Source organism: Enterobacter sp. RIT418 (assembly GCF_003057745.1).
Classification (GTDB): domain Bacteria; phylum Pseudomonadota; class Gammaproteobacteria; order Enterobacterales; family Enterobacteriaceae; genus Enterobacter.
The window spans coordinates 131,601-143,468 of sequence record NZ_QBJD02000005.1; the positions used below are offsets into that span (position 1 = coordinate 131,601).

The following is an 11,868-nucleotide window of genomic DNA, read 5'->3' on the forward strand; positions in this document are numbered from 1 at the left end:
GTGACGCAATGAAGGTGAATAACCCGATGAACCTGCTGCGGGACATGGCAGAAGAGACGCTGACCGAAACCACCCGCGCGCTGGGCGGCGCCCGGCAGCAGCTGCAGCAGGCGGTCACGCAGCACCGGCAGCTGCAATGCTACGAGAACGAGTACCAGCAGTCCCTGCGTCAGGGAATGATGGGCAGCGGCATGTCGGTGGCGGATCTGGTGAATCACCAGTCGTTTATTGTGGCGCTAAGGCAGGTGGTTAAGCAGCAGGAAGGCCACGTTAACGCCTGTGAGAAAGAGGTGGATCGGGTTAAGCAGAACTGGGTGCAAAACAAACAGCGCCTGAACGCGTTTGAAACGCTGATTGCGCGACGCGCCTCGGCGCAGGCGCAGACGCAAAGCCGCCACGAACAGAAGCTGATGGATGAATTTGCCCAGCGTGCCGGACAGAAGAGAGAAAGGCTATGAACATCGATATGGCCACCCTGCTACTGGGTGGAACGCAGGAAAAACCAAAGGCGGGAGCGCTTTCTGACAAGGGGTTTAGCCTCGAGCTGGACGACAGGCTGGCTTCCCTGGCGCAGCTTTTTCCGGGCATTGAGCCGCAGATGCTGGTGGCCGCGCTGCCCGCCGGGCTGCTGGCGCAGGAGGTGGCCGACATGCCAGACCTTGAGGCCGAGCTGATGACCGGACAACGGGAGCGGGCAGAAACCCTGACGGGCGTGACGCTCGACGACGGCGAAGGCGGGGAGAGCCCGCAGTGGCAGCTCCAGCAGCTGGTTGCCCGCAGCGTGAACGGGGCCGACGCCGCCGCACGCCCCGCCGCGGGGAAACCCGTAGAGCACGCGATGAGCGAGAGCGCGGACGATCGCGGCGTCAGGGCGGGTGAGCCGCGCGGCAGGCTGGCGGTCCCGCTGGCCGTGGCCGATAGGCCCGCGCCGGTCAACCCGCTTTCGGCGGCGTCATCCGCAGCCGTACAGGCTTCTGCGGTGGTTCCTTCCAGCGAGGCCGCTGCGACCGACGCCGTTAACATGACGACGACAACGCCGTCGGGGAGCGCCGTCGCGATGCCCGCCGCCGTGCGCACCAGCGTCACCCACGCGCCGCAGCAGGTGGTGACCGTGAGCCATCCGCCGGAAACGCCGGAGTGGAAGCAGTCGGTCAGCCAGCACATCGCCATCTTCAGCCGGAACGGCCTGCACAACGCCGAGATCCGCCTGAACCCGGAGGAGCTGGGCTCGCTGCATATTTCGCTGCGCATGCAGCAGGATCAGGCGCAAATCCACATCGTGAGCGAGCACGGACACGTTCGTCAGATGATGGAGCAGGCCATGCCGCAGCTGCGCGCGGCGATGGCGGAGTCGGGGATCCAGCTCGGCCAGGCCAACGTCAGCGCGGAGGGCCAGCAGGCCGCCGCGAACGGACAAGAGGGCAACGCCCGTGGAGAGCCGCAGTTGCAGGGGGAAGGTGAAGAAAATGACGCTGAGGGCGACGTGGTGCCAACGCTATTAACCACCACGCCGGGAAATATATACGGAATTAATACCTTCGCGTGAAGTGCTGAATTACGTTCAGTAATGAAATTTTATCGCCTGATTATCAGGGTGACGATCTGGACTACAATATCCGCCATATTGACTCGAGGGTAATGTCATTCCCTCACTTATTTATCAGGTGTACGTTCAATGAGTAATAAAAATAAAAAGGTCGCCAGCGGCGGAGGCTCTCGCTCGCTTCTGATGACGTTCATGTTTTTGACTGCCGTTGCCGCGTGCGGTTTTTCTGGCTACCTGTTCTGGGAAATGAAGTTCGCCAGGCCCGCGGCGGCGGCTGAAACTGAAATAGCCGCAAAGCCAGCGCCGGCCCCTGTGCCAGCCGAGCCGCTGTACGCCTCGATGAATACCTTTACCGTTAGCCTGAAGCCGACGGCCAATGAGTCGGATCGCGTTCTGTATCTGGGCCTGTCGATTCGGGTGGCGGAACAAGCGTCGCTGACCGCGCTGCAAAAATATTTACCGGAATATCGCAGCCGCTTATTTATGCTGCTGACGCAGCAGACCTATGAAGATTTAGCCACGGATGAAGGAAAACGCCGTCTGATTAATAACATCAAGGCCGAGCTGGATAAACCTCTGGCATTTAACCAGTCAATTCGCGTCACTGACGTCCTTATTAATGAATTTATTCTGCGGTAATTATTATGGCTGACAGCTTTTTATCTCAGGATGAGATCGACCGGTTGCTGAATGCGGATGCAGACAGCAGCCGCGATCCGAACAGCAGCAGGGCCGACGCGGGGATAAAACCCTACGATCCGCACACGCAGCGCCGGGTGATCCGCGAGCGTCTGCACTCGCTGGAAATTATCAACGAGCGTTTTGCCAGACAGTTCCGCATGGGGTTGTTTAACCTGCTGCGCCGCAGCCCGGACATCACGGCGGGAAATATCCAGATCCAGCCGTATCACGAGTTTGCGCGCAACCTGCCGGTGCCGACAAACCTCAACCTGCTGCACCTTAACCCGCTGCGCGGGACCTCGCTGATGGCGTTCTCGCCGGGGCTGGTGTTTATGGCCGTGGACAACCTCTTCGGTGGCGACGGGCGTTTTCCGACCAAAGCGGACGGGCGCGAATTTACCCCGACCGAGCAGCGCGTGATCCACCGCATGCTGTCGATGGCGCGCGAGGCCTACGAGTTTGCCTGGAGCTCGATTTACAAAATCAAGACGGAATATATCCGTTCTGAAATTCAGGTGAAGTTTACCAACATCACCTCCTCGCCGAACGATGTGGTGGTCACCACGCCGTTTTCGGTGGAGATCGGCTCGCACCGCGGGGAGTTCAACATCTGTATCCCGTTCAGCACCATTGAGCCGCTGCGCGAGCTGCTGAGCAACCCGCCGATGGACAACTCGCGGCATGAGGACACCGAGTGGCGCGGCATGCTGGCGAGCCAGATGCGCGAAACCGAGCTGGAGCTGACGGCGCGCTTTGCCGACATCGGCACCCGGCTGTCCAACGTGATGCAGCTGAAAAAAGGCGACGTGATCGCTCTGGACAAGCAGGAATTTATCGAAGCCAGCGTGGGCGGCGTGCCGGTCTTTACCGCCAGATACGGTGCCGTTAACAACCAATATGCCCTGAAGGTCGAGCAGATGATTCAGCCTTCGTTACTATCATTCAACAAGGAGTAATTTCCCCATGAGCGACATGAACACCTCATCGGGCCCTGACGGTCAGTCCATTGATAATCTGTGGGGTGACGCCATGACCGAACAACACGCTGCGGGAATTACCGACACGATGGCTGCGCCAGCATTTTCGGACGAAATGAACCTGATCCTCGATATTCCGGTAAAAATGACCGTCGAGCTGGGGCGCACCAAAATGACCATCAAGGAGCTGCTGCGCTTAAGCCAGGGCTCGGTGGTGTCTCTGGACGGGCTGGCGGGCGAACCGCTGGATATCCTGATCAACGGCTATCTGATTGCGCAGGGGGAAGTGGTGGTGGTGTCCGACAAGTTCGGCATCCGCATCACCGACATTATTACCCCGTCCGAGCGCATGCACCGCCTGAGCCGCTAATGAACGCAACGACCTCCCTTCCGGCCACGGGCTCGGTGCTGATGACCGTAACCGGCGCGCTGGCGCTGATCGTCCTGCTGATGGCGGCGCTGGCCTGGGCCGCCCGCCGCAGCGGGCTGTCGCGCCGTCTCAATGACGCCAACGGCACCATGACCCTGGTGGCGACGCAGTCGCTGGGCCCGCGCGAGCGCCTGGTGCTGGTGGACGTGGGCGAGCAGCGTCTGGTGCTTGGCGTGACCGCCACGCAGATTACCTGCCTTACCGCACAGCCGCGCCCGGAAAGCGTGCCTCAGGCCGCCGCGCCTGTGGCGGCATTTCCACAGATCCTGGAAAAGCTGCGCCAGAAGTACCGTCCGGGAGGCGAGCGGTGAAACGTTACGCGCTGAACGTGCTGCTGGCGATCGGCCTGCTGCTGCCCGCGGCCTGCGCAACGGCGGCCAACGCTGACATCACCCTCGGCCAGCCGACGGGCGAGGGCGGCTGGACGCTGCCGGTGCAAACCCTGCTGCTGCTGAGCGGCTTTACCTTTATTCCCGCCGTGCTGCTGATGATGACCGGCTTTACCCGCATCATCATCGTGCTGGGCCTGATGCGTAACGCCCTCGGCACGCCGACCGCGCCGCCAAACCAGGTGCTGGTCGGGCTGTCGCTGTTTTTGACCTTCTTCGTGATGTCGCCGGTGTTCAGCCAGATTTACGAGAAGGCCTGGCAGCCGCTGCAGGAAAATAAAATCACCATGGAAGCGGCGCTGGCCGAAGGCGTTAAGCCACTGCGGGCCTTTATGCTCGACCAGACCCGCGAAAGCGATCTGGCGATGCTGGCCCAGATTGCCAAAACGCCGGACGTCGCCTCGCCGGAAGACGTCCCGCTCAGCATCCTGGTGCCCGCGTTTATTATCAGCGAGCTGAAGACCGCGTTTCAGATTGGCTTCACCATCTTCATTCCGTTCCTGATTATCGATCTGGTGGTCGCCAGCATTCTGATGGCGCTCGGGATGATGATGGTCCCGCCAACGACCATCGCCCTGCCGTTCAAGCTGATGCTGTTCGTGCTGGTGGACGGCTGGCAGCTGCTGGTGGGCTCGCTTGCCCAGAGCTTTTACAGTTAGGAGACGAAGATGACCCCTGAAAGCGTAATGGTGGTGGGCATGCAGGCGATTAAGGTCGGGCTGATGGTCTCCGGCCCGCTGCTGGTGGCCGCGCTGGTCACCGGCCTGATTATCAGCATTCTGCAGGCCGCGACCCAGGTTAACGAAATGACCATGACCTTCATCCCCAAAATCCTGACGATCGTCGGGATTGCGGTGGCGCTCGGCCCGTGGATGATGAAAATCTTTATCGAATATACCCGCGCGGTGTTTGCCAGCATTCCCTACGCGATCGGCTGATGGCCTTCGGACTCCCTCTCGATCAGCTCTACGGGCTGATTAGCCACTACGTTTTCATCATGGTGCGCGTTGGCGCGCTGCTGCACGTTGCGCCGATTTTCAGCGAGAAAGCGGTGAGCAAGCGGCTGCGCGCGGGCCTCTCCCTCTTGATCGCCATTCTGATCGGCGGCGCGCTGCCGGACGCCGGGGTAGGGCTCTATTCGTGGGAAGGCGCGTGGGTCATCGGCAAACAGGTCATCATTGGCGCGGCAATGGGGTTGACGCTCCAGCTGCTGTTCGCCGCCGTGCGCATGGCGGGCGAAATCATCGGCATGCAGATGGGCCTGTCGTTTGCCACCTTCTTCGATCCCGGTGCCGGGAACAGCCCGGTGATCTCCCGGTTTCTCAACCTGCTGGTGACCCTGCTGTTTCTGGCGCTTAACGGCCATCTCTGGCTGCTGGCGCTGCTGGCGGAAACCTTTCACACGCTGCCGATTGACGCCGCGCCGCTGCACGCGGGCGGCTTCCTGTACCTGGTCACGCACGCCGGGCTGATCTTCAGCCAGGGGCTGATGCTCGGGCTGCCAATTATCTCCCTGCTGCTGTGCATCAACTTCGTGCTCGGGCTGCTGAACCGCCTGACGCCGCAGCTCTCGGTGTTTGTGATCGGCTTCCCGCTGACGCTGAGCTTCGGCATGCTGGCGCTTTTCCTGCTGGCGCAAACCCTGGCGCCGTTCTTTGAACGCCTGATGGCGACGGGGTTTGACCATCTGGCGCAGCTTATCCAGGCGCTGGCGTAGCGGCGCTAGTTGGTGCAGACGATGCGGGCCACCGATTCGGTGCCGGAGGCCAGAACCTTATTGTCCAGCAGATAAAGGGTGCTGGTGCCCACTTCCCCCTTGCCGATCTGCGGGTAAATATAATCCTTCACCTCCTGATCGGTGCTCTGGTCGCCCAGCTTGCGATGCTGGCTGGTCACCGTCAGATGAATGCGCTTGCCTTCTACCTCCGTGTCAAAACGTACCTCGCGGTGTATCGGCGTTGGGCGTCCCGCCAGCCGGCCGTCCACAAAGCGGCTCAGGCTGCCGATGTAGGTCGTATGGCCGCTGAACAGGTCGTCGCGGTACGAGCGGTAGATGCCGCGCGCCAGCGTCGCGTTGTCCTTATCCTCAATGGTGTAATAGGAGGTCGGTGCGACGCACGCCGACTTATACGGCAGATGATAAAAGGTGTAGAACACCATCCCGCCGAACCCGGCCAACAGGCTGAAGAAGAACAGCAGCCCGAGCCTGAATTTAGTAGAGGCGAAAAAAGAACGATTCGCAGTCATTTCCCGAGTCCTTTAAGCGTTGTTGGCAGGCGATGAGCCCCTGAAACGTGCTCATCTTTTCTGAGCCTGTCGTGACGTACAGCACCAGCGCGGGCTTCTCCCCGGCCCGTTTATCCAGCACGTGCTGCATATAGGTTTGCAGCGTGGCCTCAATGAGCGCCTGTTTGTTCTCTTCGCTCGCCTGCACCAGCACTTCGGCCCCGGGCGGCACTCCCGGCCCGGACCAGGGCACAAAGTGGACCGGCACCGGGGTAAAGAAAAAGAGGCTACGCATCAGCACGGATAACCCTACGCCGACCAGCAGACCGGCGACAGCCACGCCTGCGGCCCGCAGAAGGCCTTTACGGGCGCGGGGCAGAACGTGAGAAACGGCCGGAGGAGGGGCGTCCGGCGCAGGCGCCAGCGCGGGAGCGTCCGCGGCGGGCTCGGGCTGCCCGGCGCTATTTTCCCGGACAATCAGCCGGTAGCCGCTGCGCGTCACGGCGACGAGAGTAATGGTTTCATGCACGCCAAGCTGGATAAACGCGCGGCGGAGCTTGGTGATCATCACCCGCACGCTGTTGTCGGTCACTTCCACGCCGGCGCTGCGCCAGCCGATATCCATAAGCTGTTCCTGAGACAGCACTTCGCCCGGCGCATTTACCATAGCGGCGAGACACAGGCACGCGCTTTGCGGAAGCGTAACGCTCTCTTCACCGTCCGTGCGGGAGAGGGTGCGCGTGTGAACATCCAGCGTTACGCCCGTTCCAATCGCAATGTTATTGAGCATAGTTATTTGATTCTTCTGATGTCATGGGTAACGCTTCCGGCTGTTGTAATTAATAGTAATGAAAACACGTTCTTGCTAGCCAGCGGCCCGAAAGCGACATGCTTTTTATGCCTTACGTCTTTTTTTTGCAACCATTAAGTCATAACGGCCCTGGTAACTTTAAGGTTATTAACGGCGCGCTCATTAACCTTATTAAAAATGCGCCATTGGCGGTTTTGCTTTAATTGTATTAAAACCAATCGGTTAGTTTTATTATTGAAATAGTAGGCCTTTTCTGGCGTTGAGAACGATACGCAACGCTCATTTAGCGTTAATAAAAATTAATGGACAATAAATTATTAATTGTAGGGAGAAGGGCGGGTGAACGGTTGCGAACGCGATGCGGGAATTTATACTGGGGTGAAACACATGTTATTGAATTTATTACGTAGAACTTAATTACAAGGATGGCTTATGTTAACGCTCAAACGCTGTTTACACACTTCCGATGCCCCGTCGATGTTTCCCGTCTTTATTTGCCGCCTGGTGCTCGGCGTATTTTTCTTTACTACCGGATTCAATAAATTATTTGTTCCCGATAACCAGCTCCTGATGCTGGACACCATGCACGATGCGGGTATTCCTTTTCCCGCGGCGATGGCGGTTGTGGTTTCATTTCTGGAGTGTGCGATGGGCTTCCTGCTGATGCTTGGGCTGCTCAGCCGCCTGAGCGCCCTGACGCTGTTTACCATTAGCGGCGTGGCGCTGGTGACGATTGGTATTTACACCATTCCACAGGGGCTTAATGCAATTGCCTGGCTGAGCTGGCTGTTTTATTTGCCGGAGACCCTTTATATGGTGCTGAGCCTGCTCATCATCGCCTGGGGAGGAACCTATTACAGCCTCGACGGCTGGCTGGTGAAGCGCGGGCAGAGCGGGCGCAAAGTTGTTTTTGTTGAGGGATAACAGGAATGCGCTGTTATTAACGGTTTGACGAGCATATTTCCCGATCCCCGCATAATAAAATAGCCCTGAAGAAAAGGCAGCGTCCTGCTGCCGTTTAACGTACAGGCGCTAAGCACATGGTTTTAACAGTCATACTGGTCATTATCTTTATTACGTTACTTATTCTGGTGCAGACCGGGGTGATCCCGTGGTTTATCCGCACCGAAGGGGATCGCCTGCGCTCGCAGGTTGATACCCTGGCAACGCAGCTCAGGGAGCAGCTCGACCGCGTGGAGGCGCAGCAGCGCTCGGTGACCGAGAGCGTGGTGACGCTTAAAAGCTTCGCGCTGGACAAAAGCGCCCCCGGCGAGCCGGACGGCACCGAAGAGGCGGGCAGCAGCCGCCCGTTCTACGGGGCGCTGGTGAAGGAGATGGGCGAACGCCTGGGCGGGCGCGCGTGGATTGTCGAAGACACCGGGCGCATCATTGGCGATGCCGCAGGCGCGCCCAACGTGCAGTCGCTTAACGATACCGATCTGCCGATGGCGGTGCCGCTGCGCTCGCTGCTGGCGCAGTCGGGCGAGGGCCTGCGGCACACCAGCTTTCGCAGCGCCAGCGGCGAGCACACGCTGATTGTTATGCCGGTGGCCGAGACCCCGTGGCTGCTGGCGATTGACGTTCCTACCCGCCGGATGGGCGAACGCGCGGGCATTCTCCTTCGCAAGCCCTGGCCGCTGGCGGCGCTGCTGCTGGTCTCCACCCTCACGCTGCTGCGCAGCCTGAACCTGCACCTTTCCCGCCTGAACGAAGAGCTTCCTTCCCAGCTTAGAAGCGAACAGGGGGAGCACCTCCCGCCGCTGATGCAGGAGGTAGGCGAGCAGGTGAACGCCGTGGCCCGCGCTGCCGTCACCATTGCCCAGGAGAACGAACGCCTGCTGCGCGTGCCGGAACCCAACCCTAACGTATTAGCGACCCTCAGCGAAAGCGCAACCAGCGTGGTCCGGGCAATGGGCACGCTGAACGAGGCCGCGCTCGCGATTGCCGACAGCAGCGGGGCGCTGGTCCAGCTCGCCAGCCGCGCCTACAGCTACTCCCTGCATAACGAAGAGAGCGTGTTTGCCGTCGAGTCGCGCAACCTCGCCAGCCGCTGCGCGCGCTCCTCGAAAGAGCTGCGGGCGCTGCTTGAAGACGCGATGATGCAGGCGCAGAGCGGCGTGCCTTCCGTGGCGCACAACAACAGCGTGCTGATTGAAGAAGTTTATACGGTGGCGAACGCGCTGACGCAGAGGGTAAAAGGGTAGCCGTTGGCCTCTCCCTCTCCCTGGAAGAGTTACAGCCTGGCACATAATCCCCCCCTCCCTTGAGGAACTCCAGCCTGGCACATTCTACCCCCTCTCCCTTGAGGGAGAGGGCTGGGGTGAGGGGGAAAACACAGCCTCAGACTTCATGCCTTTCCCCGCTTTTCTGAAGCCGCCTCGCAAGTTTCAATTTCTCCCTGATGACTCTCTGTTAATCCCTTATTGCCGGGCGTATTGTGCACGCACGTCAGCCACAGCTGGCGTCGGGATTGACCTCCTGAATGAACTCACTGTCGGCACGTGTTATAGTGCCGTACGCTTTGTCACACCTCAATGGTGGGCCAGGCGGGGGCGCTGTAAAGCGCGCCGGTATCAGTGAGCCGGTAAGGTCAACCCTGTCTGGTTCCGCCACCCGCAAGATTGACCTCTTCAGTGGCGGATTTTTGAAATTCACTGGAGTTTGCATTATGTCCTTACATCATCTCTTCACCACCCCGTTCGACCACTATACCGATTTCACCGAGCTCGCCGACCACTGCGAGCGCTTTTGCGAAGTGCTGGTTGAAGAAAGCGATCCTCTCGTAATAGCAGCGCTATGCGGCCGCCTGAACGCCTGTTTGACCCTACTTAAGCCGACGTTAACCGATCCGGTTCCACCTCACCTGGTGGGCTATTTGACCGTGGACAGTGAACCGGTAACGTACCCGGAATTTAACCCAGAAACCGATCAGCTTTGCCGCTACTGCGAAGTGATTACTCAGCAGCTGCTGGGAGGAGGGCTTTCAGAAAGCAGCGCGCGAGTAATGACGGATTTACTGTACGACCTGACGGGCTACTTTGCCGAAAGGCTGAAATTCCCTCGCTGGATACGCACGCAGGAAGGCGTGGCGTTTATAGAATAAAAAAAGCCCTCCACCAGGGAGGGCAACCGCGCACGGAGGAGATGCGCGTAAGTGTTTGAGGCGGTTAAGCAGATTAACGCAGCAGGGACAGCACGTTCTGCGGAACCTGGTTAGCCTGGGCCAGTACGGACACGCCTGCCTGCTGCAGGATGTTCGCGCGGCTCATGGCGGACACTTCTACGGAGAAGTCGGCGTCCTGAATACGAGAGCGCGCTTCGGTGGTGTTGATGATGTTGGTGTTCAGGTTCGCGATGATGGAACTGAAGCGGTTCTGAACGGCACCCAGATCGGCGCGGAAGTCAGACACAACGGTCATTGCTTTATCGGTATTTTCCAGCAGCTTGTCGGCAGCCAGCTGGCCTGCGCCCTGCTGGATAGCCTCTGCGTCGCCGAAGCGGGCTTTAGCGCTGCCAGCGACCGCGCCAACAGCGTCCAGCGTGAAGGTGTGAACCTCGCCGTCTTTGTTCATTGCATAGTAGGTGCCAGCAGGCGCTGAACTATCTGCGGAGAAGATTTTCATTTTGGAGGTTGCCATGTCGGCCCCGCCGAACAGGCTCGCGGAGATATCTTCCATCATATCTTCGGTAAGGGTCATATCGGTCGTGGCACCGGTGACGGTAGCACCCACGTCGAGCCGCTTCATGTTGGCCACGGTGCTCTTACCGTTCAGAAGCATATCTTTATCGGCACCCGTTACCTCGGTATAGGCAGTGGCTGCGACTTTACTAATTTCTGCATGCGTTGCAGGAGGACCACCAACAGCTTTAAAGGTAATTTGGTCAGTGTCTATCTGGAAGAGTTTATCGTTCGCTTTGCTATAGGCGAAGACTTCACCGGTTTTGTCATTGACATGGAATTCAACATCGGCAGCATCTACCGCGCCAATTGCCTTAAATACTACAGCTCCGTCAGTAGCCTGGTTAACTTTCCAGTTGAGCGCTTTACCACTCACTGTAGCTTCAATGCCAGTGTCCACACCGTCACCTTTTACCGCTGCAGCCTCTTCATACTTGCTGGTGCTGCCCACTTTAATGCCGATGGAAGCAAAGTCATCCATGAAGGTATCCAGGCCCAGGGTTTCCAGGTCCAGCTTATTAAGCTTGATGTTGATGGTGTCGGAATCTTTATCACCGATCTGGATGGTGATTTCTTCACGGGAGCCGTCAAACACGTTTACGCCGTTGAAGTTAGTCACTTCCGCAACGCGGCTGATCTCTTCCAGGCGGGTACCGATCTCTTTCTTGATGGAGTCCAGGTCGCTGGTGGAGTTGGTGCCGTTCTTCGCCTGTACGGTCAGCTCGCGGATACGCTGCATGTTTTCGGTTACTTCTTCCAGCGCGCCTTCGGTGGTCTGTGCCAGGGAGATACCGTCGTTGGCGTTACGCGCCGCCTGGGTCATGCCGCGGATAGAGGAGGTGAAGCGGTTAGAAATGGCCAGGCCCGCCGCGTCGTCTTTTGCGCTGTTGATACGCAGACCGGAAGAGAGGCGCTGAATCGCGGTACCCAGAGAGGTCTGGGATTTGTTCAGGTTGTTCTGAGCCATCAGGCTCAGTGCGTTGGTATTAATGACCTGTGCCATTGTTATATCCTTCTAAGTAATAACGACTGTATGTGATATGCGTTCGTTGATGCGCATACTGAATTCATCGGGGGAAATAAAAATGACTAAATTATTTTTTCAGCTTTTTTATAAACCAAGGAAATG

15 protein-coding genes are annotated in these 11,868 nt (G+C 58.6%); 12 read left to right on the top strand and 3 right to left on the bottom strand.

Annotated elements, in window-relative coordinates; genetic code table 11:
- Positions 1–8: 8 nt before the first annotated feature.
- The 9 genes from fliJ (at position 9) to fliR (ending at position 5,740) form a co-directional block, all read left to right on the top strand.
- Positions 9–458 carry a flagellar export protein FliJ gene (fliJ, locus tag DBY73_RS07360; protein ID WP_112010524.1) on the top strand — a complete coding sequence of 150 codons (450 nt, stop codon included), beginning with the start codon at positions 9–11 and terminating at the stop codon, positions 456–458.
- Positions 455–1,546 carry a flagellar hook-length control protein FliK gene (locus DBY73_RS07365; RefSeq protein ID WP_112010525.1) on the top strand — a complete coding sequence of 364 codons (1,092 nt, stop codon included), beginning with the start codon at positions 455–457 and terminating at the stop codon, positions 1,544–1,546. Before fliJ ends, DBY73_RS07365 begins: the two co-directional genes overlap by 4 nt.
- Positions 1,547–1,675: 129 nt before the next feature.
- Positions 1,676–2,185, top strand: coding sequence for a flagellar basal body-associated FliL family protein (locus DBY73_RS07370; protein ID WP_112010526.1), 510 nt, complete (start codon positions 1,676–1,678; stop codon positions 2,183–2,185).
- A 5-nt stretch (positions 2,186–2,190) separates the two neighbouring features.
- Positions 2,191–3,183: a flagellar motor switch protein FliM gene (gene fliM, locus DBY73_RS07375; protein WP_112010527.1), complete on the top strand. Its 993-nt coding sequence runs from the start codon at positions 2,191–2,193 to the stop codon at positions 3,181–3,183.
- A 7-nt stretch (positions 3,184–3,190) separates the two neighbouring features.
- Complete coding sequence (gene fliN / locus DBY73_RS07380) at positions 3,191–3,574, top strand: flagellar motor switch protein FliN (RefSeq protein ID WP_112010528.1); 384 nt, start codon at positions 3,191–3,193, stop codon at positions 3,572–3,574.
- Positions 3,574–3,945 carry a flagellar biosynthetic protein FliO gene (fliO, locus tag DBY73_RS07385; RefSeq protein ID WP_112010529.1) on the top strand — a complete coding sequence of 124 codons (372 nt, stop codon included), beginning with the start codon at positions 3,574–3,576 and terminating at the stop codon, positions 3,943–3,945. The genes fliN and fliO overlap by 1 nt, the downstream gene beginning before the upstream one ends.
- 77 nt (positions 3,946–4,022) lie before the next feature.
- A complete protein-coding gene (gene fliP, locus DBY73_RS07390; protein WP_258458411.1) occupies positions 4,023–4,682 on the top strand; it encodes a flagellar type III secretion system pore protein FliP in 660 nt (219 codons plus the stop codon).
- Positions 4,683–4,691: 9 nt separating this feature from the next.
- The gene (fliQ, locus tag DBY73_RS07395; RefSeq protein WP_112010530.1) at positions 4,692–4,961 is read left to right on the top strand and encodes a flagellar biosynthesis protein FliQ; all 270 of its coding nucleotides are present in this window, start codon (positions 4,692–4,694) and stop codon (positions 4,959–4,961) included.
- Positions 4,961–5,740 carry a flagellar biosynthetic protein FliR gene (fliR, locus tag DBY73_RS07400; protein ID WP_112010531.1) on the top strand — a complete coding sequence of 260 codons (780 nt, stop codon included), beginning with the start codon at positions 4,961–4,963 and terminating at the stop codon, positions 5,738–5,740. Before fliQ ends, fliR begins: the two co-directional genes overlap by 1 nt.
- A 5-nt stretch (positions 5,741–5,745) precedes the next feature.
- Here fliR and DBY73_RS07405 read toward each other — a convergent pair whose 3' ends face one another.
- Complete coding sequence (locus DBY73_RS07405; RefSeq protein ID WP_112010532.1) at positions 5,746–6,270, bottom strand: hypothetical protein; 525 nt, start codon at positions 6,268–6,270, stop codon at positions 5,746–5,748.
- Positions 6,236–7,039, bottom strand: coding sequence for a winged helix-turn-helix domain-containing protein (locus tag DBY73_RS07410; protein WP_112010533.1), 804 nt, complete (start codon positions 7,037–7,039; stop codon positions 6,236–6,238). Before DBY73_RS07410 ends, DBY73_RS07405 begins: the two co-directional genes overlap by 35 nt.
- 453 nt (positions 7,040–7,492) lie before the next feature.
- Here DBY73_RS07410 and DBY73_RS07415 point away from each other — a divergent pair, with 453 nt between their 5' ends.
- The 3 genes from DBY73_RS07415 to DBY73_RS07425 all read left to right on the top strand — a co-directional run bounded on the left by DBY73_RS07415 (position 7,493) and on the right by DBY73_RS07425 (position 10,163).
- The gene (locus DBY73_RS07415) at positions 7,493–7,984 is read left to right on the top strand and encodes a DoxX family protein (RefSeq protein ID WP_112010534.1); all 492 of its coding nucleotides are present in this window, start codon (positions 7,493–7,495) and stop codon (positions 7,982–7,984) included.
- A 116-nt stretch (positions 7,985–8,100) separates the two neighbouring features.
- A complete protein-coding gene (locus DBY73_RS07420; protein ID WP_112010535.1) occupies positions 8,101–9,264 on the top strand; it encodes a methyl-accepting chemotaxis protein in 1,164 nt (387 codons plus the stop codon).
- Positions 9,265–9,728: 464 nt separating this feature from the next.
- Positions 9,729–10,163, top strand: a complete 435-nt coding sequence (locus tag DBY73_RS07425; RefSeq protein ID WP_112010536.1) for a hypothetical protein — start codon at positions 9,729–9,731, stop codon at positions 10,161–10,163.
- A gap of 73 nt (positions 10,164–10,236) precedes the next feature.
- Here DBY73_RS07425 and DBY73_RS07430 read toward each other — a convergent pair whose 3' ends face one another.
- Positions 10,237–11,742 (bottom strand): flagellin, encoded by a 1,506-nt coding sequence (locus DBY73_RS07430; RefSeq protein ID WP_112010537.1) that lies wholly within the window; start codon positions 11,740–11,742, stop codon positions 10,237–10,239.
- Positions 11,743–11,868 lie beyond the last annotated feature (126 nt).